The organism is Candidatus Methanarcanum hacksteinii, from assembly GCF_964305265.1.
Classification (GTDB): Archaea; Thermoplasmatota; Thermoplasmata; order Methanomassiliicoccales; family Methanomethylophilaceae; genus Methanarcanum; species Methanarcanum hacksteinii.
The window spans coordinates 218,607-244,632 of the sequence record NZ_CAYATA010000002.1 but is presented as its reverse complement, the minus strand read 5'-3'; the positions used below and the strand labels follow the sequence as shown (position 1 = coordinate 244,632).

The following is a 26,026-nucleotide window of genomic DNA, read 5'->3' as shown; positions in this document are numbered from 1 at the left end:
ATCTCATCCACTGGCCATGATAAATTAATTAATCACCTTTACTTATTACACACATAGGGCAGGGGATACGTAATGTTCGAACTTCAAGTAGTAAGCAATACCCCATTGAGTTCAGTGGGGGATATCGACGTTGTCGCTGAGACCTTCCTCATACAGATAGGATACATACCTAAGGGTTATGATCCGAAGACATCTGCCACTGAGATAAAGGACAGTGTACCCTATCGCCTTTTCATGGATTATTTCATGGGTAACATGAGCAAGGCATGGACAGTTGAGGAGCTAGCAGCACTCCTCTCCACGACCAAGCCCACGATCTACAGACATATCAACAAACTGAAGTCGTTGGATATCCTCGAAAGCATGGATGTGGAGTTCGATGGACAGGTACGCAAGGGATACCGCATCAGATTCGGGGATCTCGCCAAAGCATGGAACTTCACCGAAGCGAATGTGAACATGGCCATGGAGAATTATCGTAAGACTGTGACGCATTTCCAAGCGATGATCGACGAGAAGAGGAGGTCTTGAACATGACCAGGAGTGAGATCACTTTGAACATCGGCGGAAGATACAGCGTGAAGGTGTCAGATGTCGATGATACCGTAGGGGCTTTCAAAGGTTACTGTGCATTGGGCGTCGACACCGCGATCGTCATCGAGATGGATGGCGGAGGGATGAGGTTCATACCGATCCCGCAGATCGTGATGATCGATGTATTGGATTCTGGTGTGTCATCTGATGATGACAGAAAGATCGATGTGAATTACGGATGACTCAAATGGAGGAGTTCAGTAGATATCTCATCGAGATGATACTCGACGGCAGTATCACTGACAGGGATAGATTCCAAACTCAGAAGATATGGGCATGCAAGAGGTTCGGATTAGGGGCGGTACCTTCCAACTCCGAGATCCTGAAGTACGTCAGGCCGGAAGAGAGGAAGAAGGTGGTACCGTACATCCTGAAGAAACCGATGAGGACGTTGAGTGGTGTTGCCGTTGTCGCAGTGATGACCTCTCCCTATCCGTGTCCGCATGGTAAGTGCATGTACTGTCCAGGCGGCGTAGAGAACGATTCCCCTCAGTCATATACAGGCAAGGAGCCTGCCGCAAGACGTGCCGGCAGGAATGAGTACGATCCCTTCAGACAGGTCACCGAGAGGATAGGTCAGTTGGAAGCTATCGGCCACATAACCGATAAGATAGACCTGATAATAATGGGCGGGACATTCACTTCCCGTGACGAGGAATATCAGACATGGTTCGTCAAAAGATGTTTCGATGCGATGAACGGGCGTGAGGCACCGGATATCGAGACCGCTCAGGAATGGAATGAGGTTGCGGAGCACAGATGCGTCGGACTCACGGTGGAGACCAGGCCGGACGTCTTCGATGATGCACAGATAGAGCGTTCGATGCTGTTGGGGGCTACGAGGGTCGAATTAGGCGTTCAGATATTGGATGACGACATCCTCAGCTCTGTAGAACGCGGTCATGGAGTGAAAGAGGTCATCGAAGGGACACAGCGTTGTAAGGACCATGGTCTGAAGATATGTTACCACATCATGCCCGGACTCCCTGGTTCCGATCCAGAGAACGATATGAGGTGCTTCAGAACAGTGTTCGATGATGCTAGATTCAGACCTGATATGCTGAAATTCTATACGACATTGGTCGTGGCAGGTACGAAACTGTACGATATGTGGCAGGACGGGAAGTATACGCCATACGACGTCGAGATGGCCACCGAGCTTCTCGCTGATATGAAATCGATAGTTCCGGAATACGTCAGGATACAGAGGATCCAACGCGATATACCCGCACCCCAGATCGCAGCAGGCATATTGAAGAGCAATATCCGTGAATTGGTCCATGAGAGGCTCCAGCAGACCGGCAGGGAATGCAGGTGCATAAGGTGCAGAGAGGTCGGACACAACGATATCTCTCTGACGGATGATTCCAAGGTCATCATGGACGATATGGTCTACGAAGCCTCTGAAGGCATGGAGCATTTCATCAACCTATCATATGAGGATGCTCTGATAGGCTATGTACGTCTGAGGATAGATGATAATGAGTGTGCTACCATCAGAGAATTGAAGGTATTCGGTAAGATGGCCGAGATCGGAAAGGATGGAGAGGATTGGCAACATCGCGGATTCGGACGTGAATTGGTGTCCAAGGCAGAGGATGTCGCAAGATCCAACGGAAAGAGGAGGATCAGGATAACCAGTGGAGTCGGAGTGAGAGGTTACTACCGCATGCTCGGTTATTCCTTGGAAAGACCGTACATGGTGAAGGATCTCTGATCATTTGGAGAACACGACGTTCTTGTCGGTTATCTTGATCATATTGAACCCTATTATCGCACGACCCCTATCATCGAGTTCATACGCGTTCTTATGTGTGCTGGTGGCGTTCACGAGGAGATATTTGATCTCTCCAGTCTCTGTGTTGAACACGATATCGACTATCGGCCCTATGGGGAATCCCCCGGTGGTCATCGCGACCTTGCCGATGATCTCGTCCGAGAACATCTCCATCAGATCACCGTCCAAAAGGGTATGTTGTCATTGTTCGTCTTCCTCTTCATCATCTCGGACGCCATCGCATAGTATTCGTCCATGATCTTCGGGTCGACGGACGGTTTGATGATGTCGAGTGCGGACATGAAGTGCTTCCTATCGACATATTTCGCATTAGGGTTCTCATGGAATGCGGCCATACCCGCTTCCCTGCATACCGCTTGGAGATCCGCACCCACATATCCGTCCGTGAGCTCAGCGATATCGATCAGATCCACGTTGATCAGGGGCATATCTTTCGTATGAACCTCAAGGATCCTGAGACGACTCTCCAGATCGGGTTTGCCGACAAGGATCATCTTGTCGAATCTTCCGGGCCTGAGCAACGCAGGATCCATCATATCGGGTCTGTTGGTCGCTGCCATGACCGTGACGTTCTCCAATCCTTCGATACCGTCCATGGACGTCAGTATCTGGTTGACCATCCTCTCTATCGATGCGTTCTCGGCCCTAGTGCCGCGCTTCGGAGTTATGGAATCGATCTCATCGAAGAATATTATGCATGGCGCCATCTGTTTGGCGCGTTTGAATATCTGTCTTATGGCCTTCTCGCTCTCGCCCATCCATTTGCTGGTGAGCTCTGGACCGTTCACGCATATGAAGTTGGAACCCGATTCGTTGGCCACCGCTTTGGCTATGAGCGTCTTACCAGTGCCTGGGGGACCATACAGCAACACGCCTCTCGGAGGTTTTATGCCAAGATGTTCGAACGCTTTCCTCTCCTCTGTCGGGATGAACGTCTCGCGTATCTCTTTCTTTATACTATCAAAACCGCCGACATCTGACCACCCCACCTTCGGTATGTCCACGATGACCTCTCTCATGCCGCTCGGTTCCACTTCCGATAGTGCGTTCATGAAATCGTTCATGTTGACCTTCATGGATATCAATGTGGACTGTGGGATCGGTTTATCGAGATCAAGGTTGATAAGGTTCCTCGTGAGGCATTTCATGGCAGCCTCCCTTGCCAATGCAGCAAGATCGGCACCCACGAATCCCTGTGTGAGGTTCGCCAATCTATCTGTTGACACGTCCTCATCCAACGGCATCGATCTTAGATGAACGGCAAGGATGTCCTTCCTCCCATCCCTTCCTGGTATGCCGATCTCTATCTCGCGATCGAATCTTCCAGGTCTTCTCAGCGCAGGATCTATGGATTCCTCTCTGTTGGTGGCGGCGATCACGATCACATCCCCTCTTCCGGACAATCCATCCATCAGTGTGAGCAACTGTGCGACCACACGTCTCTCCACCTCTCCATTCACATCGTTACGGTTGGGCGCTATGGAATCGATCTCATCTATGAACACTATGCTGGGCGCACTGTCCTCCGCCTTATCGAACACATTCCTCAGACGTTCCTCGGACTGTCCATAATAGCTGCCCATGATCTCAGGGCCCTGTATCGAGAAGAATGATGCTCCCGATTCCTTGGCAACGGCCTTGGCTATGAGCGTCTTACCTGTACCTGGAGGGCCATACAGCAGCACACCTTTCGGGGCAGTGATCCCCAGGCGGTCGAACAATTCGGGATGTTTGATGGGGAGTTCGATCATCTCCCTGATCCTCTTGAGCTCCTCCTCGAGTCCGCCTATATCCTCGTACGAGACCTGACTAGTGAATGTACTGGCGGTCTTGTCATCCGCCACCTCCTTTATGGTGACCTCTGTCTTCTGGTCCACGACCACTATGCCTACGGGAACGGTCGTTATGACCTTGAATTGTATGAGATTGCCCATGAGCGCTATGTTCGGGACGACTATCTCATTGTCCCTGAGGACAGGTCTGTTCATCAGACCGTTCTTGAATATCTCGTCCACGCCTTCCCTGAAGCTGATCTTCTTTCCGGCAGGTATGCCGATGGGGGATATGATGATCTTCTCTGCCGGTAAGGTCTCCGCTTTCCTCACGCGAACGCTCTCATCCACGGTGACGCCTGCATTGGACCTCGTGATACCATCCATGCGGATGAGCCCCTTGCCCTCATCATCGATGGCGCCCTTCATGACCTTGGCCACGGCTGAACGTTTACCTACGATCTCGACTACATCCCCTATCTGTACGTTGAGTCTTCTGAAGGATGCGGAATCCATCCTGACCCTTCCAAATCCTGCCTCGGATTTCATCAATGCGGTCGCTACTTTCAGCTCTATCAGGTCGCCCATGAGTCCCTGTAAGCGATACGTTTATTTTATTGGTCGTAATCCACGGTGATGTTGGAAGCAGGTGTCCATCGCTGATATCTATCGGCGATCGACATGTATCGCTTCGTGACCACCCACGATATCTATCGAAAACGAACGTGGAGGACATTGTTCGTTTGATAAATATTATATATGGGGAGGTATTCGGAGCGTTTACAAAGCTTAAGCTATCCAAGGGCCTGTAGCTCAGCTAGGTAGAGCATCTGACTTTTAATCAGGTGGTCAAGGGTTCGAATCCCTTCAGGCCCGCCGATGGTCTTCATGAGCGATCAAGAGCGGATCAAGTATGAGGAATATCGAATGAAATGTCTTTTGAATTTTCTCAGAGGTTTCCCACTGACCTGCAGTGGGGCAAAATGTAGGTGAAAACTTGGCAGCAGAGAATATCTCATTCAATGTCCTCCAGCATGATCTGGTGCCCGAACACATTCTTTTGTCAGAGGAAGAGGCTAACAAAGTTCTGTTAGATTTGAACATAACTCGCGACCAGCTTCCGAAGATAAAGAAGAGTGACGCGGCCGTCAGAGTGCTTGAGAATATCAACGGGCCTATCGAAGTAGGGCGCGTGATCAAGGTCATTAGGAAGAGCAGTACGGCGGAGGAATTCGTTGCGTACAGACTAGTAACGGAGTGATTTCTAATGAGGGATTTAGTAAAGTTATACTTCGAGGAACGCACCATCGTCAACCACCATATCGCATCATTCAACGACTTCCTTGCGACGAGGAGCAATCCCAACAGCAGGATGCAGAAGATCGTGGACGATATGAGGGTCCCCACCGACGATGCTGCACGCGGTGTCATCAAATTGGACACCGACCGTACGAATGGCAGGAACATCGAGATCCGCATCGGAAGGAAGAGAGATGAGGAAGGAAACATCGATCACCAGGCCAAGCCCACCATCACGATCGAACAGCCGAAGGTTATGGAGGCCAACGGATACAGTCACGACCTCACACCCATGGAGGCAAGGCTCAGGAACCTCAACTACATGGCTCCCGTCTACGTCGATTTCACCATCATAGAGGATGGGATCGAGAGGGAGACCGAGAGGGTTCACGTCGGAGACCTCCCAATGATGGTCAAATCCGATGGATGCAACCTCAACAAAGAGGTCATACAGGCATCATTGGAACGCGAGATGTCGGATGAGGAGTATCAGAAGTTCCTCATCGAGAACAAAGAGGACACGAGGGATCCCGGAGGATACTTCATCATAGGAGGTACCGAGAGGGCACTCATCACACTCGAGGATCTCGCCCCTAACAGAGTCATGGTCGAGTACAGCGAGAAGTACGGAGCAGCCGTAGAGGTCGCCAAGGTCTTCTCACAGAAGGAAGGATACCGTGCACTCACACTCGTGGAGAAGAAGAAGGACGGCATGGTCATGGTATCTGTGCCAGTCGTCTCTGGTTCGATTCCACTCATAGCCCTCATGAAGGCATTGGGCATGGAATCGGATCAGGAGATCTACGAGGCCATCGCATCAACACCCGAGATGGCGAACATAGTCTACGCCAACATCGAGAACAGTTACGATAAGAAGACCTACGCTCCCAACGGATTCCACACGAGGGACGATGCGATAGCATTCCTCGAGAGGAATTTCGCAGCCGGTCAGGCAAAGGAGTACAGGACGAAGAAGGTCGAGAGCATCCTCGACCGTTCATTGTTGCCTCACTTAGGCGACACAGAGGATGACCGTTTGAAGAAGGCGATCTTCCTCGGACGTATTGCACGTTCAGTCCTCGAACTCTCCCTCGGAATAAGGAAGGAGGACGATAAGGACCACTACGCCAACAAGAGGCTCAAGCTCTCAGGCGATCTTATGGAGGATCTCTTCAGGACAAGTTTCAACAGTCTCATGAAGGACCTCAAATACCAGCTCGAGAGGAACTGGGGAAGGAAGAGAGAGGAGGTCAGGATCTCATCATCGATCCGTCCGGATCTCCTTACGCACAAGCTCTTGCACGCACTCGCCACAGGTAACTGGGTAGGAGGACGCGCAGGTGTATCGCAGCTCCTTGACAGGACATCCAACATGTCCGCGATGTCACACCTCAGGAGGATAACATCATCACTCACGAGGAGTCAGCCGCACTTCGAGGCTCGTGACCTTCACCCCACACAGTGGGGAAGACTCTGTCCATCGGAGACCCCTGAAGGACAGAACTGCGGTCTGGTCAAGAACGCCGCACTCATCATCAACGTTTCAAAAGGATTCCCTGACGCCGATGCCAAGTGGATGCTCAGGGACCTTGGGTCCGCCTCTGTCTCACAGCAGGGCGCACGTATCTATGTGAACGGAGACCTTGTGGGAAGCCACAGCGATCCAGTCAAGTTGGTCTCAGAGATCCGTGAGAGAAGGAGATGCGGTATCCTCTCCGATGAGATTAACATCCATTACAATGAGGATATGGATGAGGTCTACATCAACTGTGACGAGGGACGTCTCAGAAGGCCGCTCCTTGTCATAAAGGAAGGTAAGACAGTCATCACAAGGAGACACCTTGAGGGCATCAGGGATCACAAGATCAAATGGGAGGACCTCTTCAGAGAGGGAATCATGGAATGGATCGATGCCGAAGAGGAAGAGGACGCATTCGTAGCAGTCGACGCATACGAGGTACCGAGCAGATGTCCTAAATGCGGTGCCGCACTTTCACCTACAGATGTCGACTGGATGAATCCCGGAAAGGAAGGGGATGTCATACTGAAATGCTGCCACTGCAGTGAGGAATTCACTGTCGATTGTACACTCACCAAGGATCACACCCACATGGAGATCGATCCGATGGTCATCCTCGGTGTCGCAGCAGGCCTCGTTCCGTATCCTGAGCACAACTCATCGCCTCGTGTGACGTTGGGTGCAGCTATGGCAAAGCAGGCATTGGGTGTTCCCGCGGCCAACTACCGTATCAGGCCCGATACCCGCGGACACCTTCTCCACTACCCGCAGAAGCCTATGGTACAGACGCAGACCATGGAGTTCATGGGATACAACCACAGGCCGGCAGGACAGAACTTCTGTATCGCCGTCCTATCATATCACGGATACAACATAGAGGATGCACTCGTCATGAACAAGTCATCCGTTCAGAGAGGTCTCGGAAGGTCCACATTCATGAGGACATACCGTGCAGAGGAACGCCGCTACCCTGGAGGAGAGGAGGATCACTTCGAGATCCCGTCCCCCGACGTCATGGGAGCACGTGCGGATCTCGCATATGCATCACTCGGTGAGGATGGTCTCATCTCACCAGAATCTGAGATCAAGGGCGCAGATGTCCTCATCGGTAAGACATCGCCGCCAAGGTTCCACGAGGAGGGTACCGATTTCCTCACACCTCAGAAGAGGAGGGAGACATCGGTCACCGTCAGGCCCGGAGAGTTGGGATACGTCGATTCGGTCATGGTCACCGAATCAGAGAACGGTTCAAGGCTCGTCCGTGTCAAGGTCAGGGATCAGAGGATACCTGAACTCGGGGACAAGTTCTGTTCAAGGCACGGACAGAAGGGAGTCATCGGAAGGCTCGTCAGCCAGGAGAACATGCCGTTCACGGCCGACGGTATCACACCCGATCTCGTCGTTAACCCCCACGGTATCCCTTCGCGTATGACCATCGCCCACGTCCTCGAGATGATCGGCGGTAAGGTCGGAGCGATGGAGGGACGTACGATCGATGGTACCGTCTTCTCAGGAGAGAGGGAGGATTCGATCCGTGACGGTCTCGTCAGGAACGGATTCAAACGCACAGGTAAGGAGGTCATGTACGACGGAAGGACCGGACGCAAGATCCAGATGGATGTCTACACAGGAGTCATCTTCTACGAGAAACTGCACCACATGGTCAGCGGAAAGATGCACTTCAGGTCAAGAGGCCCTGTGCAGATCCTCACACGTCAGCCTACAGAGGGACGTTCCAGGCAGGGAGGTCTCAGGTTCGGAGAGATGGAGCGTGACTGTCTTATCGGTCACGGCGCAGCCATGGTCATCAAGGACCGTCTCCTTGACGAATCCGATGGTACGCAGCAGTACGTCTGCGGTAACCCCAAGTGCGGTCACATCGCGATCCTGGACAAACGCGGTTCGCTCTACTGTCCTGTGTGTAAGGAGAACACCAACATCTACCTCGTACAGACATCATACGCATTCAAGCTCCTGATGGATGAATTGCTCTCACTTGGTGTCGCCATGAGGCTTCAGCTGGAGGATTTAAGATGAATACGATGCACGGAATATCAAAGAGGATCGGATCGATCAAATTCTCCTGCGTCTCACCCGACGAGATCAGAAGGATGTCCGCAACGAAGGTCCTCACAGCCGATACGTATGATGATGAGGGATTCCCGATCGAGATGGGTCTGATGGACCTCCACATGGGAGTCATCGAACCCGGATTGTCATGTAAGACATGCGGTTGCAAATCGAGTGAATGTCCCGGTCACTTCGGACACATCGAATTGGCAAGACCCGTCATCCACGTCGGTTTCATCAAAGATATCAAACAACTCCTCGAGTCCACCTGCAGGAAATGTGGAAGGCTCATGCTCACACCTGAGCAGGTCGAGCAGACCAGGAGCAGGATGGAGCAGATGGAGGAGCTCGGAGGGGACACGACGGATATCAAGCTCTTCTCCAAGGGAACAGCCAAGGATGCATCCAGGGACATCTGTCCTCACTGCGGTGCAGAACAGCTCAAGATAAAATTGGACAAGCCTACGACATTCCGCGAGGGTCCTGAGAACCACAAGCTCACACCCGAGGATGTGCGTGAGAGGCTCGAGAAGATCCCTGACGAGGATCTCATAACACTCGGAATGGATCCCGAGACATGCAGACCGGAATGGATGGTGCTCACAGCATTGGCAGTGCCTCCTGTGACGGTAAGGCCCTCGATCACGCTCGATTCAGGTGACAGATCGGAGGATGACCTCACACACAAGCTGGTCGATGTCCTCAGGATCAATCAGAGGCTCAGAGAGAACCGTGATGCAGGTGCACCACAGCTGATCATAGACGATCTGTGGGAATTGCTCCAATATCACGTGACAACATACTTCGATAACCAGACATCCGGTATACCTCCCGCAAGGCACAGGTCCGGCCGTCCGTTGAAGACACTCACACAGAGGCTCAAAGGTAAGGAGGGACGTTTCAGATCCAACCTCTCAGGTAAGCGTGTGAACTTCTCGGCACGTACGGTCATCTCACCTGATCCATTGCTTTCGATCAACGATGTCGGTGTACCCATCCCCGCAGCAAGGGAACTCACAGTCCCCGTTCGCATATACGGAGAGAACATGGCCGAGGTAAGGGCCATGGTCAGGAGAGGTATCGCACCCATCAAGATCACCGAGAAGAATGACCTCATCAAGAAGAGGGGAATCAAATCGGTCTTCGAGGAGTGGGAAGAGAACATCGCAGAGAAGGAGTTAGAGTTCGACTACGACAACCTCTGTAGCCGCGATGAGGAGAACAAGTACGTCTACAAACTGAGTAACTTCGAGACCAAAGCCGATAAGGAACTCCTTGACAACATCAAATGGAAATACGTTCCCGGTGTGAACTACGTCATAAGGTCGGACGACAGGAGGATCAGGGTATCCGACCGCAATTCGATCGAGGTCGCAGAGAATCTCGGTATAGATTACACAGTCGAGAGACAGTTGATCGATGGCGATGTCGTATTGTTCAACAGGCAGCCTTCACTTCACAGGATGTCCATGATGGCCCACCGCGTCAGGGTGATGGATGGACGCACATTCAGGTTCAACCTCTGTGTCTGTCCTCCGTACAACGCTGACTTCGATGGTGATGAGATGAACCTTCACGTCCTGCAGAGCGAAGAGGCACGTGCCGAGGCACGTATCCTCATGCAGGTCCAGGAGAACATCCTGTCACCAAGGTATGGTGGACCGATCATCGGAGCGATCCATGATCACATCACAGGAGCATACTTCCTCACTAACAAGAACCCCAGGTTCGATAGGCTCCAGGCCATGAACATCATCATGAAACTGGACAACATCGACATCCCCGATCCTTACAAGGATGAGGAAGGCAAGGAGTTCTGGACAGGAAGGCAGCTCTTCTCGATAGTCCTCCCCAAGGACCTCAACATTCAGTACAAGGCAAAGATCTGCCGCGGATGTGCCGAGTGTAAGAAGGAGAACTGCGAGTACGATGCATTCGTCAAGATAAGCAACGGCGAGCTCGTATGCGGTACCGTCGATGAGGCTGGTATCGGTAACAGCAAGGGTAAGATCCTCGACCGTATCGCTCGTGACTATGGAGCGGACAGGGCATGTCAGTTCATCAACGAGGTCACGAGGGTCGCACTCGGTTCGATCATGAACCACGGATTCAGTACCGGTATCGATGATGAGGATATCTCAGAGGAATCAAGGCTCGAGATCGAGAACTTCAACCAGGAGTGTATCGAGGCCGTGGACGAGTACGTCAGTTCATACAAGGACGGAACACTCCACCAGGACCCCGGACGTTCATTGAGAGAGACGTTGGAGGTTAAGGTCAAAGCCAAGCTCGAGGAGGCACGTACCGAGGCAGGACGTGTCGCAGGAACGAAGGATGGTAACATCAACATGCAGAACCCCGCGGTCATCATGGCCAAGTCAGGTGCCCGTGGATCCATGCTCAACCTCTCTCAGATGGCAGGTTGTGTCGGTCAGCAGACCGTTCGTGGAGACAGGCTCGCAAGAGGATACCAGGACAGGACGCTCCCGCACTTCAAGAAGAACGATCTTGGAGCATTCGCAAGGGGATTCGTTGCAAACTCATACAAATCAGGTCTTAGGCCTACGGAGTTCTTCTTCCACGCAATGGGAGGAAGGGAAGGATTGGTCGATACGGCTGTCCGTACATCCAGGTCAGGATACATGCAGAGAAGGCTCATCTCAGCGTTGGAGGATCTCAAACTCACATCCGACGGATCCGTCAGGAACACAGTGGGTACGATCATCCAGTTCAAATACGGTGAGGACGGGACCGATCCCGCAAGGGCAGTGGGCGGAAAGGTGATCGACTACGATGACCTCTTCATAGAGGTACTCGGTGAGGAGAGGGCCGCACCGTTCCTGAAACTTGACAGGAAGGACAACGGAGAGAGCTACGGTTCGCGCGAGAAGGACGAGATGGAATACGAATCCGAGGACGAGGAGAACATCGACGAGGACTTCGGAGACAGCGACTACAGCGGCGATGGTGAGTGAAATGGCTAGAAAAGATACATTCAATGCATTGGTGGCAAGGGATATCAGTGAGAGGACCGCAGAGATCCTTCTCACGAAATACAACACCCTGAAATCGATCTCAGATGCAGGGGTCTCGGAATTGGTATCGCTCGGTATCGAGGAGGCAGAGGCAGCGGATGTCATCACGAAGATCGGCAGACGCGGTAGCAGGACCTCCAGCAGATCCAAAGCTTCTTCGGAAGAGGTCGTGGAGGAGATCCACATGGAGCCTGTGCACAAGTCCCGTGAGAACAGCGACATGGAGAACAAACTCCTCGCCATATGCGAGAGGGAGGGCATGGCGCTCCCGCTCAAGATCGTCGTGGACATCGCATCACGCATAGAGAATAGCGAAGAACTGTCCGATGAGGACATAGAGGGAATACTCAAGGAAGCGTTCAAACTCTATGACAGGCGCCGCATGGATCCCAACGAGTCCGTCGGTATCATGGCAGCCCACTCGATAGGTGAGCCTGGTACACAGATGAACATGCGTACATTCCACTATGCTGGAGTTGCGAACGTCAACGTTACGACCGGTCTGCCTAGGCTCATCGAGATCGTGGATGCAAGACGTGTCCCCAGTACACCGTCCATGAGGATCCCGCTCACGGGATTGGCAGCAGAGGACGAGAATGTCGCAAAGCACGTCTCCTACAACATCGAGGTCACGACATTGAACAACGTCGCGGACATAAAGACCGATATCAACAACATGAGGTTGATCATCAGTCCGGATCCACGCAAGATGGATGACCGCGGTGTCACCGTAGAGGAGATCTATGACAGACTGAACAAGATCAAGGTGCTTCGCGGCTTGATCACGATCGAAGGATTCGACCTTATAATCAAATCCGACGAATCATCATACAAGAAGCTCCAGCAGATCTATGACAGCACTAAACAGGCCAAGATCAAAGGTATCGACGGTATCTCGAGGGCTATCATAGACAAGGATAAGAACACAGGTGCGTACTTCCTCGTGACAGAGGGTTCCAACCTCAAAGAAGTGATGAAGGTGGAAGGCGTCGACAAGGAGAAGGTCATGACCAACAGCATATTGGAGGTCGCTGACGTTCTCGGAATCGAGGCAGCCAGGAACTCACTCATCAACGAGGCTCGTGACACACTGTCCGCAGCAGGTACCGTTGATATCAGACACATCATGCTCGTTGCAGACATGATGACCAATGACGGTTGCGTCAAGGCCATCGGTAGACACGGAATCTCCGGAAGGAAGTCGAGTGTATTGGCAAGGGCAGCGTTCGAGATCACTACGCCGCACTTGTTGCGTGCAGCCATGAACGGAGAGGTCGATCACCTCGAAGGAGTGGCGGAGAACATCATCGTCGGTCAGCCGGTCACACTCGGTACCGGTGCCGTCAACCTGATCTACACACCTAAAAAGAGTGAGAGACAGGACAAACCCGTTAACGAAATACCCAACATGGGGGATGAAGAATGATAGACATAAGCAAAGCATTGAAAGCTGCGATCACAACAGGAGATGTTGCGTTCGGAGTAGACCAGACAGAGAAAGCAGTAAAGGCCGGAAAGGCACAGATGATCATCGTGTCCAAGAATTGCCCCAGCGAGATGCTGACAGCAGCAGACGTAGGGGTCAAGGTCCACGTTTACGAGGGTAACAACATGGAGTTGGGAGCCCTCTGTGGTAAACCGTTCTCGGTATCCGCTCTCGCGGTCATCGACAAAGGTACTTCCAACATCTTAACGCTGTGAGAACATGTCAGCCGATATCGTACTTACCGAGGATACGCTCAGATACATCTCGTTATTTGAGGCCGTGACGAAGACGAATGTCATCGATTGCATGGAGACCGAGGACAAACTCGTTTACGTCGTGGAGAAAGGACAGGGGAACACCGCTGTCGGAAAGAAGGGTGAGCATGTGATCAAGCTCAAGGATCTTACCGGCAAGAACATCCAGGTCGTCGAATATTCGGACGATCCTGCACAGTTCGTGAAGAACGTGTTCCACATATACGATCCCCAGAAGGTCGAGATCGAGCAACGTGGAAACATCACGCATGCGACGGTCACAGTGGATCCCAAGCTCAAGGGCAGGGCGATCGGAAAGGCTGGAAAGAACCTCCGTATCGCAAGGGACATCGTCAACAGACACCACGAGATCCAAAGCATCAGCGTTGACTGATCGATCATCCCCACGGTCAGGGAATTCAAACCTCTTACAATTCTTCTTATTTTCAGTTGAGCGGTATGCGCTCCACTTCCAATCTATCCGCAGTAGGATATTCTTCCGAGATGTAGCATTTGAACGGGAGTTCGTCTGCCAATTCCTCGACGATCCATGAGGCTATCTCGATCCTATTCCTCTCTGAATCAATAAAGATCAATTCGTCTGGCACATCATATTGGTCTTTCATGTATGCGTCGGCTGCATCCAGATCATCCGCATAGATCAATCCCTTCAATATCGTTCCATCCTCTGTGACGATATCATATTCCTTAGCGATGTGGTTGGCGCGTCTGATGAGCCTGTTGCGTAATTGGACACCGTCCTTGAACGATGAGGAACAGAAATGGATCGATATGTCGGGGTACTTCTCGATCATCCTCATCGCTGTTTGTTCTGAACCCAATATGGCTGATGAGGTCTCATCCTTCAGTTCGTACCCCATCTCATCCATCATATCCCAATTGCTCTCGGAGAATTCGAGCTCATTCAGGTTGATGAATCTCACGCCGATGGAGCCCGCATAGGAGATGAGCGATGATAGCTCATCCTCATGATCAGGCAATGCTGGCACCTCCATCCCGACATCGATATCCATCTTGGCAATCTCGGAGAGATTCGTCTTCTCCAAGTTCTTCCAATTCTTGAGGGGTGGATGGAAACGTATCTCATCGAGTCCTGCTTCGATGAGTTTGGAGATCTTCTCCACATCCATTGTGGAGGTGTAAAGGTGGATGTGATGGTCATCTCCGAAATGTTCCTTCAGCATCCTGATCGCATTGATCGTGCGATCGATGCAAAGCAAAGGATCTCCGCCTGTGATACCTGTGCCTGTGGCATCCATGGATTCGGCTTCTGAGATTATCTCGGATCTGTCCGATATCCTCATCTCATTGGCATATATGACGTCCTTTCCCTTCTTTTCGAACGATACCGGACAGTAGAAACAGCCTGTGTTGCACCTTCCAGTGATGAACAGCACCATCTTACTTCCCTCGATGCAGTGTTCGCATCCCTTCGCCAATGTTCCGTTACATGCAGAACCGCATCCTTGACGCAATATGCCCATGGTATCCGCATGGGTATTGGATTTTAATAACGTGTGCACGATGTATGTCCGATCACATGAAGAAGGACAGCAGAATCGTGTTGGCTTTGGATGAGACTGACGGAGAGAAAGCCCTCTCCATCGTCAATCAGGTGGCGGATTATATCGATGCGGTCAAGATCAATTGGCCGTTGGTCCTGACCGAGGGCCCAGAGATGATAACCAAGTTATCCGAGATCACCGACGTCATATGCGATTTCAAGGTCGCGGACATACCTAACACGGTCTCTCTCATTGTCAGCAATTCCGTGAAGAGGGGGGCTTCCGCAGTCATCGTACACGCATTCCCCGGAGAGGATTCGCTCCAAGAGGCAGTGAAGGCCGCAGGCGATGCTGAGATATACGCTGTGACCGAGATGAGCCACCCTGGAGGAAAGACATTCACTGCATTGCATGCGGAGGAGATGGCGATGATGGGCGTCAGATGCAATGTCGCAGGTTTCATCGCACCGGCCACTCGTCCTGAGCGTATCGCTGCGATAAGGAAGATCATCGGCGACAGGAAGATACTCTCGCCAGGCGTAGGTGCTCAGGGAGGTTCCGCTTCATCCGCCATACAGGCTGGTGCGGACTATGTCATAGTCGGCCGTGCGATCTACAAGGCCGATGACCCTAGGGCAGTTGCCGAGGGAATCTTCAAGGAGATAAAGGCTGTCCTCTGATGGCCCTCTCATATCTATTTATTATTATATCGCGCGTGTCGCAAACCTATTATATATAATTGTCAATCGTCGCCCTATTCCACATAGCGGAGAATATAGAATGCTAAAAATCGGCAAAAAAACGAGTGACTCTCAGGAGACTGAGAGTGTGTCCGCACCCAAGAATGGGGGCGGAAATTGGTTCAAGAAGAACCAGCACATCGTTGCCATTGGCGCCATACTACTGATCGCATTTCTGATCAGGTTCATTGACGCTGCAGGACTATGCATAGGTAATGATTATGCGTTGTCAGGCGGAACGAGTGCTTCAGAACATCTGCACAGAATAACCAACATGCTCACTGGCGGAGCCATCTTCGGTCTCGACGGTGCTTTGAACTATCCGTTCGGTTCAGCTGATGCGAACCCCCCGCTCATGGATCTCATCATGGGTGCATTCGCATTCATCCTGAATGCATGTGGAATGAGTGCATCCGCAGCAGCGGGCGCTTCACTTGCATGGGGTGCAGTGATATTCGGAACATTCGCAGTCATACCTGCATACCTCCTCGGAAAGGAGATCCTTGAGAGCAAGGTGGCAGGCTATCTCACCGCAGTATTCGTTGCATTGTGCCCTATCGCAATCTCACAGACAGTGTTCTCCAACGGAACCGAGATCGGTTTCGTCATGTTCTTCACCCTGTTCATGTTCTATTTCCTTTTCAAAGGGATCAAAGCAATGGACAACGGGGAGTCAACAACGAAGTACATGGTGCTTACAGCTGTCTTCTCTGCAATAGTATCCTTCTCATGGATCGGCGCACGTTCGCTGTACGTCACGATCATCCTGATGATGGTTGTCCAGCTTCTGATCGGCCGTTTCAAAGGAAGGGAACTCATGTCAACGGCGATCTACTATTCCGTGCCTGTTCTGGTCGGTACGTTGGTCGCTACGATATTCTATGCGATCAACGGGCTCCTCGTATCCGTATATCTCGGAACGCTCCTGATGGTCGTCATTAGCCTTGTCTTCTGTGTTCTCTTTGCAGCACTGAAGGAAGTGCCCTGGACGATCACCATACCTGCGTTCGTCGTCGGTGCGATCGTTCTCTTCGTCGCATTATCATTCATCGCACCTGGAATCTTCGGTGACATCGTCGGAGGAATCTCTGGATTCGTAGGAACGTATGCTACGCTCATATCGACCACACTTGGGTTCTCCACTGTCGCGACATATTTCGGTTTCGTCACGATGTGGTTCGGTCTCTGTATGGCCCTCTACAGGATCTACATCCTCCCCAAGAACATCGATTCCCGTGCATTCGTATCCATCTTGGTATGGATGATCGTAGGCATGCTCTTCGCGATCACATCGAAAGACAACGCAGCCATATTCGCATGCACATACGCGGTTGGTTTCGCAGCGGTCATCATTTGGATCTGCTCCAGGATCGACTTCAAATCATATTGGGCATCGATCAGGAATGCCGATTTCAGGACTGTGTGGAAGAAGATCATAAAACCCGCACCATTCCTCGCAGTGGTCGGCGCAGTCGTTCTCATACTCGTCCCCAACTGCATGTATGCATTGGATGCAGGGGTCGCTAACAACGATTCGTCCAACCCAGCATTCCAGGGCTCAGTCAACTATTTTGTCAAGACCAGTGATGATTACGCATACAACGACTTCTTCTCGCACTACAAGGACGTGGAAGGAAAGGGCGGACTCGTCACATGGTTGGATTATTCTGCTGACGCGGCGACATTCGGTAACTTCAATGTCGTCACAGACAACAGAGGTAACGGAACATCCGCAATGGCCAACATACTGTTGTCCAACGGTTCTAACGGTTCAACGGTCGCAGCCATGCTCTACTATCTCGTCACATACGTAGGAGTGGATGAATGCAAGACGATCCTTGGTTCCAACTATGATGAGATCAAGAAAATCATAGAGAATCCCTCAGATTACAGAGAGGATGTCATAACGAACACCGACAGATACGGAATCGTTTCATCCAACATCTCTGATGAGAATGTATCCTACCTCTCCGCAGTAGCATACCTCAGGGACAACAACACATCGTACGAGATCTCAGAGATGTACGACAAGCTCTCAGCACAGAGCGGAAAGGACATAACATATGTCATGGCATCCGGAGAACTCATCCCCATCTCATATGGAAGTGAGACCACATTTATCGAGTTGGCGATGCTCAACGGTTATGCGTACAGTGTGATCAACGAGAAGAATTACAGCTACGTTTCCGTACCTCAATTCTACTCTGCAGGTTCACTCTTCACAAGCTACGCGGTCTATGACTTCACAGAGAGTCTCACCAACACATTCCTCTGGAGAGCATACGTCGGTATGTCGCCTGCAGAGGCAGGATTCTCAGGCTCATACGCCTCAGTCTCCTACATCTCGGCATTGTCCCGTTCTGACGGTACATACAAAGCTGTGCCTGGTTACGGTCTCGCTAATTTCGAGGTCGACTACAGCACGTACTACGTCAGCTACAACGCCGCAGACGATGGAAGCGGCAAGTGGGAGAAGATGCTCTACACAGAGGCTATCGCACTTCAGGAGAAGGATGGCGGATTGATCAACTATCTCGCAGGATATCCTGTGATGATGAAGTACATCTCATCCAACTCCAAGAAGGTCAGCGGTACCGTCTCGATCTCCGGAGAGAAGGTCAGCGGCGTTCGTGTCGCAGCCTTCGACTCAGAGGGAGTTCAGCGCTATACAACATTCACAGACTCCAACGGAGAGTACACGATCGTTCTCCCCACACAGATGTTCGATGCGAACAGTGGTGCTAAGATTGTCTACTCAGTAGGTTCGAAGAACGTCACTGGAGGAACACAGATCAGGTCCGTCGATTACACAGGTCAGACGACAGTCGACATCACTGTGACGGATGTGACATCACTTTCAGGAAAGATCGTTACAGAGAATGTCAACGTTGAGAACTATCTCGTCGAGATGGTCGGAACCGCAAGCGGCAAACTCTACAATGGAATGGGCGAGACGGATAAGGAATTCAAATTCTCCAACATCGTCCCTGATACGTACAACATCACGATCAAATCGATCGATGGAAAGATAACCTATGCCACAAAATCCTACACGACCGCCATAGGGGCCAATGACGGTCTCAGCATCGATCTCGACAAGTCGAAGATCACACTCACAGTCAAGGATGAGGCAGGAAATCTTGTCAAGGACATCTCCGTCGGAATCAAATCAGGTTCGACGGTGTTCAAGGGAACGACCGATGAGAAAGGTGTCGCAACATTCTACGCATCCGCTGGAAAGTACACATATGAGGTCTTCACGAAAGGATATGTGACGATCACTGATTCAACACTTGATGTGGAGAAGAGCAAGGAGAAATCCGGTTCATTCTCTGTCGTCACGACCAAGGATGTCAAGGTGGAAGGAGCGAAATCCGGATTCATCTACGGCAACTCATACAACGGTTCATTCACTGACGGTGTCGCAAAACTCCCTGTCGGACTTGCTAACGAGGCATCATACACCATCTACTCCGTCGATAAGGTCGGAGAAGGTGCAAAGGTCTCATGGGCAACCACCAACGGAAGCGATGTGACACTCACGCCTGTCAACGGTTACGCCATCACAGGAAAACTGAAGTCAGGAAGCGATGGAGTGACAGGAAAGATCACATTCATCGCCGATGATGGAAAGAGAATCACAGTTTCCGCTGATTCGAACAACGGATACACAGCAATCCTCCCCGCAGGAACATATGATGTGTATGCCGAGAGCGGTTCGAAGATATCGATGGACAAGCTTGAGGTCAAGGAATCCGCGACAAAGGACTTCGAAGTCAAATCCGGTAAGACCATCTCAGGAAACGTCTACTGGTATTCATCCAGCTACAAGCTGCAGTTCGCTACCATCAAGATAGACCTCACGATCGATGACAAGAAGAACACAGTCTACACATCGACCGATGCCAACGGAAAATACTCATACGTCATACCTACAGACGCTAAGTACAAGATCACAGCGATGCTCGAGAAGGACGGTCAGTTCTACTTCGAGGATCCTGAGGACAAAGAGAAGAAGGTCTATGAGAAATCCCTTGGAGACAACGAGTCCGGTGATTTCACCACGAAGGTCGACAAGATCACGATCGTCAACAAGAACGACTTCACGATAAAGGTGGAAGGAAAGGAGATCGAGAAGGACAAATCGCTCGAATTCGATTACAAGTCCACATCATTCTCCGTATCAGTTGATTACGCAACAGGATACTACTTCAGCGGAAACGTCTACATCTTGCCGACAGACAAGTATGAGATGAAAGTTGATGCGAAAGAGTACAAGTCCGTAACATTCACAGATGTCTCATCCACAGATGTGATATCGGTGACAGCTGCCGAGGATGGTAAGTACCACAAGGACTCACAGAAGGACGGAAAGGCACTCTACTACTTCCAGGTCGGAGACAAGTACACAGTCAAGGTCACGGATGCTGACAAGAAGAAGATCGCATACCTCGCTCTCGATATCAACGGAGAGACGAAGGATGGAGAGAGTCTGAAGGTAGAACTCGCCGATTCCGCTAACATCAAAGGATATGTCGGTATCGGAGGAGACGGAACCATAACATTCGATTCGAAGGACATCTACAAGTTCGATGTGAAATCCGGAAGGTATGACGTTGTCATGCCTGTAGGCGAACACTCGATCGCTGTCGATGTCACTAATAACGATCACGTCTACAACGGCACATTCAAGAAGGAATTCGCAGCTGGAAACAACGTCTTCAACATGGCAGTCCTCGGCGGAGAGCTGAAGGATGATACAAGTGACGTCTCCATGAAACTCGACATCACCAAGATGAGCGAGATAACTGAGAACACTCAGAGAGCGAAGATAACGTTCAAGGCGGACATCACTGTCGCAGAAGGAAACAAGAGCACATACCTCCTCAGCGGAGGAAGTGATTGGTTCAATGTGACCTTCTACTCCGATGAGGGACTCACACAGCAGATCACATCTGTCAACGATAAGGCTACCATCTATGGAGAGGGTATGATCAAGGTCAGCAAGGTCGCATCATGCTCTGAGAACCTCTCGGTCATACTGAAGGATCTCAACGGCAAGGAAGTCTGCAAGGGCACCTTCACAGAGGAGAACTGGCAGAAGACCACACCTAAGGATGACTCCACGAAGGTCAACTATGGAAAGGATAAGGTCAACGAGGCCGAGTACATGTACTCCATAGATGTCGTTAACGGTGACAACTTCAAGAAGACATTCAAGGCCAAGGTAACGGACACATTCGACCTCAGCAAATATGTGGTCACATTCCTCTATGGAGACAAGGTGTCCAAGGCCATCGACAACGATGGAAAGGCGATCGATGTGACGATGGAAGTCAATGGTTACTCCACACTCACGGTCTACGTGAAGGTGACGTTGATCAACGGCGAATCCAGCGACATAAAGACCATGAAGGTCAACACAGAGATCAACTTCGTCGGCGACTACAAGGTCACCACCGATGAGGAATCAGGCGTTGCCATCACAGGAACCAATGCGAAGGTCGTGTCAGAACACCTTGACGCATTCGCTTCAGTGAAGCTTTCTGCAGATGGAAGGGGACTCATCAACGAGAAATCATCGATACCCGCATACGTGTGGATATTGGTGGCAGCGATCCTGGTGATGCTTGTCCTCATTGTCTGGCTCGGAATCAGAAGGGGGGTGTTCACACGCAAAAACTAAGCTCATTAGCAGTAATCGCGATGGTCATCGCAGCCGGAGCATTATGCTTCTGTTTTGTCGCAGACGAATCGGATGCAGAAGCAGCAGGAAACACGGTCAGTGCAAGTGCCGACTTCGGAAAGGTCGGCACAAGCATCACCTTCACATTGAACGGTGATTCCGCATACGACTACAAGATATACAGGATGGACGGAGACTCTGAGAAGGATAAGAAGACAGGAACACTCAGTGGAGAGAGTTCCTACTCAGCAACTGTCGATGTCACACTACCGAGCAACGAAGGCAACTACAAGTATGACATCGTGTACCTCGATTCCGAAGGCAAAACGGTCTTCAAGGATTCGATAACCATCAAAGCAGTGAAACCGATCACATTGAAAGCCACCATCACCAACAACGGTGAGAGCACGATCAGTCTGTATGTCCACTTCCTCGTGAAAGAGGACGGTAAGGCAGTCAAGGTCGAAGGCAGTGAGAAGATCATCGATGTCGATGCAGGGAAGAGCAAGGATGCAACATGTGAATACATCACGAAGAACGCATCCAGTGTTGAGTTCTGCGTATCATCTGACAGCGACTCCGCAAAGAGTCTCGTCACTGGTCTGGACACATGGAAGACAGCATACGGATCCGATAATGATTACACATTCCTTATCGTATTCCTTGTGATCGTCATCGTGATCATGGCAGCTGTGATGATTTGGATCATCCGCAAACCTGTGGTAAACACTGGTAAGCCCAGATCAAGACGCTGAAAAAATGAGGGGGACACCCCTCCTCTTTATTTTATTATTTAATTATCTATAATATAGACTCAATTCTCTTTGAGTTTGTTGAATGAGGACATGACCGTTGCATTGGTCATCTCCGAACGTGTCCTTTCCAAGATGCCTCTTGCGATATCCTGTTTCCTTCTTATAGGCACGATCGCATCAGGCACGTCGAAGTTCATCACTTCGTTACCGATCTCTTCCATTATCTCGAAGTAGTATGATGCTTTGGCCATATCGCCCTTCATCAGATATGTGAGGATTATCCTTCTCAGTTCACCGATCACATCTGCAAGACCTAGCATCCACGATTGCGGTGTGATCTTCAAGGATTCGAATGATGGGATGTCCTTCTTCCTGACGATCGCCGATAATATCAACGCTTCAGAGTATTCCATCATGGCATCCTCCACTACGGCAGAATATAATACGGACGGCTCATCCTTGAGTTTCGATATCATGTCTCTGACGGATGCTTTCAATTCGCCCTGTATGGACATGAATTCCTCGCCTTGATGGATCGCATGGATCATGTTCTTCGTCCTTCTGATTATGGAACGTGACATTGCGATCGCAGATTCGCGTTTGACCTCTATCGCCGTCATCTTCTTGTTGATGGATTCGATGTTCTCGGTCAGTCCTTTCATATTCTGTATATTGAGGGGCGATATGATAAATGTTGCAATATGAAACGGCCCTATAATGATGAAAGGAATGTGTTTTTAGTCATTATCATGAACAATTCCTCATCTAGACGTTCCTGATATGCATCCTTCTCGGGGAATGTGAATGATAGGTCGTCATAATTGACTTCCATCAATGTAAGTGCCTCAGGTCTAGCTATTCCGAACTGTATGTCCTCTCCGTCAAGCGCTCTGCGAACATCATCGAGTGTCCTTCTTCCTCTTGCGACGGAATCTATCGCAGCCGATATTTTCCTGATCATGTTCCAAAGGAAGTATTGCGAATGGAAGATGAGTTCAAGATAACCGACCTTTTCGATGACATCTATGGAATCCATGGTGGTAACCGTAGGTTTGTCCTCATAGACCTTGCAGAATCTGATGAAATCGTGTTCGCCTATGAACAATCTGGCGCATTCCTTCGCAAGATCGATATCCAGGCCGTCGGATGGGAGTACATATCTGTACACCCTGCTGTTGGCAAAACGAGGGTTGAAATCAACACTCACGTCAGTAATCCCGCGATAGAATATGCTCTTTGAAACTGAATTCAATGCTCTTAACAATACGATGTTGTCATCGAAATCGGTGTTGATAGCGATGACGTTATCCAAGGCATTCACGCCTGCATCCGTTCTGCTGGACGGTTTTATGTCGAACCATTCCATGTCTCTCTTTGGATGGACCATAATGAGGTCGGAGATCACATCTCCGACCACTGTTCTTAGTCCTGGTTGATATTGGGAGCCACAGAATCCTGCTCCCATATATGCGATCTTTATAGCAACTCTTCTCATAGCCCGCGGAGTTGTTTCATGTGGTCCACTCTTCTTTGGACCAAGGCTCTGGTGCCGATATCATGGCGCACGGTGATGTGGTCGCATTTCACATATCTCAATGCGTTCTCGCAGTTGGATTCCGCCTCCTCCATCGTCTGTGCAACGCCCACTATACCTATGGATCTGGATGTTCCAGTGAGTAATTTGCCGTCCTTCTGATCGACGTTGGCGAAATATGCTCTTGCGCCACACCTTTCGATGCTATCGATGTCCACAGAGATCTCCTTCCCAGAGACGGATTTCACACCGTATCCCTCAGGCACGACATATTTGCAGACGGTAGCATCATCATAGAATTCCACATTATCGGCGAGTGTCCCCGTCGCCATCCTGTAGCACACATCGACGAAATCGCTCTTCAGGAGTGTTAGGACGTTCATCGCTTCAGGGTCCCCGAATCTTGCGTTGATCTCGATGATCTTCGGACCGTTCACAGTGAGCATGAATTGACCATACATAGGTCCGCGGTAGGGACAACCCTCTTCGGCCATGGCATCGACTATGTCTTGGATGATGTCAAGTGCCTCTTTCCTCTCCGATTCGGTGATGAATGGCAGGAGATGACCTGCATCTGTGTATGAGCCCATGCCTCCGGTATTCGGTCCGACATCTCCCTCGTATGCTCTCTTGTGATCCTGTACCAACGGCATCGGCGTAATGTTCTTCCCATCACAGAATACCATCTGCGTGAATTCCTCGCCAACAGCTTTCTCCTCGATTATGACTCCAGCGCCGCCTATGTTCATGTCGAAGATCTCATTGATGTAATCCATGATGTCCTGGAATGAGTGCAGGTGTTCGCCCTGTACCTTCACACCTTTACCACCGGTCAATCCGATGGGTTTCACGACAATCTCATGGTCCACATTCTTCACATATTCTTCCGCATCCTTCGCATTGTCGAATGATGCGTATGCAAGATTGCCTTTGATGTGATATTTGTCGACGAGACCCCTCATGAATGATTTGGACGTCTCTATCCTCGCAGCGGCCTTAGTGGGTGATGCACATAGGATGCCTTCATTCTCCAACGCATCCACGATGCCCACTTCCAATGGGGCCTCAGGTCCGATGAATGCTAATCCTACACCATTCTCCTTGGCATACTCGCATATCCTCTTGACATCCTTCTCGTCGCATAGGAGATATCCCTCAGCTCTATTGATGATGCCTGGATTCGCGTTCTTCATCACGGAGTAGATCTCTCCTCCTGATCTGTACAGTGCTTCCACAGCGGCGTGTTCGCGTCCGCCTCCGCCTACAGTCAATATCTTCATCTTATCACAGCTCCATCGCATTCAATACATCATCCAATCCGAGGTCTTTCTTCACACTGGTCTTGAACATGTGTTTGTTGCCCCCGGTGAGTTTCTCATAATCCTTCATAATCGTCTCAGGATCGACATCGACCGCATCAGCGATATCTATCTTGTTCAATATCGCTAAGTCCGAGTGTATGAATATGTCCGGATGTTTCCTGACCATATCATCACCTTCGGTCGTGGAGATGACAACCACTCTGTAGTCAGTCCCCAATGGGAAGTCTGCCGGACATACGAGGTTTCCGACATTCTCGATGAACAGCACGTCTATGCTGTCGAGATCCATTGTGTGTAACCTTTTGTGGATCATATTGGCGGTCAGATGACAGTCCTTGCCTGTGTTGCAGTTGACCGCTTTGATACCTGAGATCTCCATCCTCGTGAAATCATCTGCACCTGTCACATCGCCTGCTATGGCGGCCACTCTCAATCCCTTCTCTCTGAGCTTCTCAGCCAGTTTGATGATCATGGCGGTCTTACCGGCCCCGATGGAACCCATGAAATCGACTGATACTATGTTGTGATCCTTCAACATATGATAGTTCTCATGGGCTGTTTTGCTGTTCTCTCTAAGAACGTCGAATTCCATTCCGACGTCGGTAATCATGTGCATGGTCTACCGAATGGAGACGG

19 protein-coding genes and 1 tRNA gene are annotated in these 26,026 nt (G+C 50.6%); 13 read left to right on the top strand and 7 right to left on the bottom strand.

Annotation, left to right across the window (positions count from 1 at the left end):
* Positions 1–72 precede the first annotated feature (72 nt).
* The 3 genes from ACI2NF_RS02085 to ACI2NF_RS02075 are packed head-to-tail and all read left to right on the top strand — an operon-like array spanning position 73 to position 2,311.
* Complete coding sequence (locus tag ACI2NF_RS02085; protein WP_177971672.1) at positions 73–531, top strand: winged helix-turn-helix domain-containing protein; 459 nt, start codon at positions 73–75, stop codon at positions 529–531.
* A 2-nt stretch (positions 532–533) separates the two neighbouring features.
* Complete coding sequence (locus ACI2NF_RS02080; protein WP_177971673.1) at positions 534–776, top strand: hypothetical protein; 243 nt, start codon at positions 534–536, stop codon at positions 774–776.
* Entirely contained in the window at positions 773–2,311 is a 1,539-nt protein-coding gene (locus ACI2NF_RS02075) for a tRNA uridine(34) 5-carboxymethylaminomethyl modification radical SAM/GNAT enzyme Elp3 (RefSeq protein WP_400149465.1), read from the top strand. Before ACI2NF_RS02080 ends, ACI2NF_RS02075 begins: the two co-directional genes overlap by 4 nt.
* On the opposite strand, the gene ACI2NF_RS02070 is transcribed toward ACI2NF_RS02075, so the two are convergent.
* Complete coding sequence (locus ACI2NF_RS02070) at positions 2,312–2,545, bottom strand: PRC-barrel domain-containing protein (RefSeq protein WP_177971675.1); 234 nt, start codon at positions 2,543–2,545, stop codon at positions 2,312–2,314. It abuts the gene before it with no gap.
* Positions 2,545–4,752 (bottom strand): CDC48 family AAA ATPase, encoded by a 2,208-nt coding sequence (locus ACI2NF_RS02065; protein ID WP_400151348.1) that lies wholly within the window; start codon positions 4,750–4,752, stop codon positions 2,545–2,547. Before ACI2NF_RS02065 ends, ACI2NF_RS02070 begins: the two co-directional genes overlap by 1 nt.
* Positions 4,753–4,966: 214 nt before the next feature.
* On the opposite strand from ACI2NF_RS02065, the gene ACI2NF_RS02060 reads away from it, so the two are divergent.
* From ACI2NF_RS02060 to ACI2NF_RS02030, 7 genes are all read left to right on the top strand, one after another.
* Positions 4,967–5,040, top strand: a tRNA-Lys gene (locus ACI2NF_RS02060).
* 121 nt (positions 5,041–5,161) lie between these two features.
* Positions 5,162–5,425 carry a DNA-directed RNA polymerase subunit H gene (locus tag ACI2NF_RS02055; RefSeq protein ID WP_177971677.1) on the top strand — a complete coding sequence of 88 codons (264 nt, stop codon included), beginning with the start codon at positions 5,162–5,164 and terminating at the stop codon, positions 5,423–5,425.
* 6 nt (positions 5,426–5,431) lie between these two features.
* Positions 5,432–9,019 (top strand): DNA-directed RNA polymerase subunit B, encoded by a 3,588-nt coding sequence (locus tag ACI2NF_RS02050; protein ID WP_400147010.1) that lies wholly within the window; start codon positions 5,432–5,434, stop codon positions 9,017–9,019.
* Between the two features lie 5 nt (positions 9,020–9,024).
* The gene (locus tag ACI2NF_RS02045) at positions 9,025–12,027 is read left to right on the top strand and encodes a DNA-directed RNA polymerase subunit A' (protein ID WP_400147098.1); all 3,003 of its coding nucleotides are present in this window, start codon (positions 9,025–9,027) and stop codon (positions 12,025–12,027) included.
* Between the two features lies 1 nt (position 12,028).
* The gene (rpoA2, locus tag ACI2NF_RS02040) at positions 12,029–13,513 is read left to right on the top strand and encodes a DNA-directed RNA polymerase subunit A'' (protein WP_400147012.1); all 1,485 of its coding nucleotides are present in this window, start codon (positions 12,029–12,031) and stop codon (positions 13,511–13,513) included.
* On the top strand, positions 13,510–13,788 hold the full coding sequence (locus ACI2NF_RS02035) for a 50S ribosomal protein L30e (RefSeq protein WP_400147015.1): 279 nt from the start codon (positions 13,510–13,512) through the stop codon (positions 13,786–13,788). The genes rpoA2 and ACI2NF_RS02035 overlap by 4 nt, the downstream gene beginning before the upstream one ends.
* Positions 13,789–13,792: 4 nt before the next feature.
* A complete protein-coding gene (locus ACI2NF_RS02030) occupies positions 13,793–14,221 on the top strand; it encodes a NusA-like transcription termination signal-binding factor (RefSeq protein ID WP_177970899.1) in 429 nt (142 codons plus the stop codon).
* Between the two features lie 52 nt (positions 14,222–14,273).
* Here ACI2NF_RS02030 and ACI2NF_RS02025 read toward each other — a convergent pair whose 3' ends face one another.
* Positions 14,274–15,332 carry a radical SAM protein gene (locus tag ACI2NF_RS02025; protein WP_400151344.1) on the bottom strand — a complete coding sequence of 353 codons (1,059 nt, stop codon included), beginning with the start codon at positions 15,330–15,332 and terminating at the stop codon, positions 14,274–14,276.
* 56 nt (positions 15,333–15,388) lie between these two features.
* Here ACI2NF_RS02025 and pyrF point away from each other — a divergent pair, with 56 nt between their 5' ends.
* The 3 genes from pyrF (at position 15,389) to ACI2NF_RS02010 (ending at position 22,534) form a co-directional block, all read left to right on the top strand.
* Positions 15,389–16,033, top strand: coding sequence for an orotidine-5'-phosphate decarboxylase (pyrF, locus tag ACI2NF_RS02020; RefSeq protein WP_400147021.1), 645 nt, complete (start codon positions 15,389–15,391; stop codon positions 16,031–16,033).
* A gap of 100 nt (positions 16,034–16,133) precedes the next feature.
* The gene (locus ACI2NF_RS02015; RefSeq protein ID WP_400211000.1) at positions 16,134–21,779 is read left to right on the top strand and encodes an STT3 domain-containing protein; all 5,646 of its coding nucleotides are present in this window, start codon (positions 16,134–16,136) and stop codon (positions 21,777–21,779) included.
* Between the two features lie 20 nt (positions 21,780–21,799).
* Positions 21,800–22,534, top strand: a complete 735-nt coding sequence (locus ACI2NF_RS02010) for a hypothetical protein (protein WP_400147026.1) — start codon at positions 21,800–21,802, stop codon at positions 22,532–22,534.
* A gap of 59 nt (positions 22,535–22,593) precedes the next feature.
* Here ACI2NF_RS02010 and ACI2NF_RS02005 read toward each other — a convergent pair whose 3' ends face one another.
* The 4 genes from ACI2NF_RS02005 to hypB are packed head-to-tail and all read right to left on the bottom strand — an operon-like array spanning position 22,594 to position 26,006.
* On the bottom strand, positions 22,594–23,196 hold the full coding sequence (locus tag ACI2NF_RS02005; RefSeq protein WP_177970889.1) for a translin family protein: 603 nt from the start codon (positions 23,194–23,196) through the stop codon (positions 22,594–22,596).
* Between the two features lie 50 nt (positions 23,197–23,246).
* Entirely contained in the window at positions 23,247–24,029 is a 783-nt protein-coding gene (locus ACI2NF_RS02000; protein WP_400147031.1) for a tRNA pseudouridine synthase A, read from the bottom strand.
* Positions 24,026–25,348 carry a phosphoribosylamine--glycine ligase gene (purD, locus tag ACI2NF_RS01995; protein ID WP_400149475.1) on the bottom strand — a complete coding sequence of 441 codons (1,323 nt, stop codon included), beginning with the start codon at positions 25,346–25,348 and terminating at the stop codon, positions 24,026–24,028. The genes ACI2NF_RS02000 and purD overlap by 4 nt, the downstream gene beginning before the upstream one ends.
* A gap of 4 nt (positions 25,349–25,352) precedes the next feature.
* On the bottom strand, positions 25,353–26,006 hold the full coding sequence (gene hypB, locus ACI2NF_RS01990) for a hydrogenase nickel incorporation protein HypB (protein WP_400147035.1): 654 nt from the start codon (positions 26,004–26,006) through the stop codon (positions 25,353–25,355).
* Positions 26,007–26,026 lie beyond the last annotated feature (20 nt).

Excerpts from the sequence above, each read along its gene's own strand:
- purD (WP_400149475.1), bottom strand. The coding sequence starts at position 25,348 with ATGAAGATATTGACTGTAGGCGGAGGCGGACGCGAACACGCCGCTGTG.
- ACI2NF_RS02070 (WP_177971675.1), bottom strand. The coding sequence starts at position 2,545 with ATGGAGATGTTCTCGGACGAGATCATCGGCAAGGTCGCGATGACCACC.
- ACI2NF_RS02005 (WP_177970889.1), bottom strand. The coding sequence starts at position 23,196 with ATGAAAGGACTGACCGAGAACATCGAATCCATCAACAAGAAGATGACG.
- ACI2NF_RS02075 (WP_400149465.1), top strand. The coding sequence starts at position 773 with ATGACTCAAATGGAGGAGTTCAGTAGATATCTCATCGAGATGATACTC.
- ACI2NF_RS02000 (WP_400147031.1), bottom strand. The coding sequence starts at position 24,029 with ATGAGAAGAGTTGCTATAAAGATCGCATATATGGGAGCAGGATTCTGT.
- ACI2NF_RS02035 (WP_400147015.1), top strand. The coding sequence starts at position 13,510 with ATGATAGACATAAGCAAAGCATTGAAAGCTGCGATCACAACAGGAGAT.
- ACI2NF_RS02080 (WP_177971673.1), top strand. The coding sequence starts at position 534 with ATGACCAGGAGTGAGATCACTTTGAACATCGGCGGAAGATACAGCGTG.
- ACI2NF_RS02045 (WP_400147098.1), top strand. The coding sequence starts at position 9,025 with ATGCACGGAATATCAAAGAGGATCGGATCGATCAAATTCTCCTGCGTC.
- ACI2NF_RS02050 (WP_400147010.1), top strand. The coding sequence starts at position 5,432 with ATGAGGGATTTAGTAAAGTTATACTTCGAGGAACGCACCATCGTCAAC.
- ACI2NF_RS02085 (WP_177971672.1), top strand. The coding sequence starts at position 73 with ATGTTCGAACTTCAAGTAGTAAGCAATACCCCATTGAGTTCAGTGGGG.
- ACI2NF_RS02010 (WP_400147026.1), top strand. The coding sequence starts at position 21,800 with ATGGTCATCGCAGCCGGAGCATTATGCTTCTGTTTTGTCGCAGACGAA.
- hypB (WP_400147035.1), bottom strand. The coding sequence starts at position 26,006 with ATGCACATGATTACCGACGTCGGAATGGAATTCGACGTTCTTAGAGAG.
- rpoA2 (WP_400147012.1), top strand. The coding sequence starts at position 12,029 with ATGGCTAGAAAAGATACATTCAATGCATTGGTGGCAAGGGATATCAGT.
- ACI2NF_RS02015 (WP_400211000.1), top strand. The coding sequence starts at position 16,134 with ATGCTAAAAATCGGCAAAAAAACGAGTGACTCTCAGGAGACTGAGAGT.
- ACI2NF_RS02025 (WP_400151344.1), bottom strand. The coding sequence starts at position 15,332 with ATGGGCATATTGCGTCAAGGATGCGGTTCTGCATGTAACGGAACATTG.
- ACI2NF_RS02065 (WP_400151348.1), bottom strand. The coding sequence starts at position 4,752 with ATGGGCGACCTGATAGAGCTGAAAGTAGCGACCGCATTGATGAAATCC.
- pyrF (WP_400147021.1), top strand. The coding sequence starts at position 15,389 with ATGAAGAAGGACAGCAGAATCGTGTTGGCTTTGGATGAGACTGACGGA.
- ACI2NF_RS02030 (WP_177970899.1), top strand. The coding sequence starts at position 13,793 with ATGTCAGCCGATATCGTACTTACCGAGGATACGCTCAGATACATCTCG.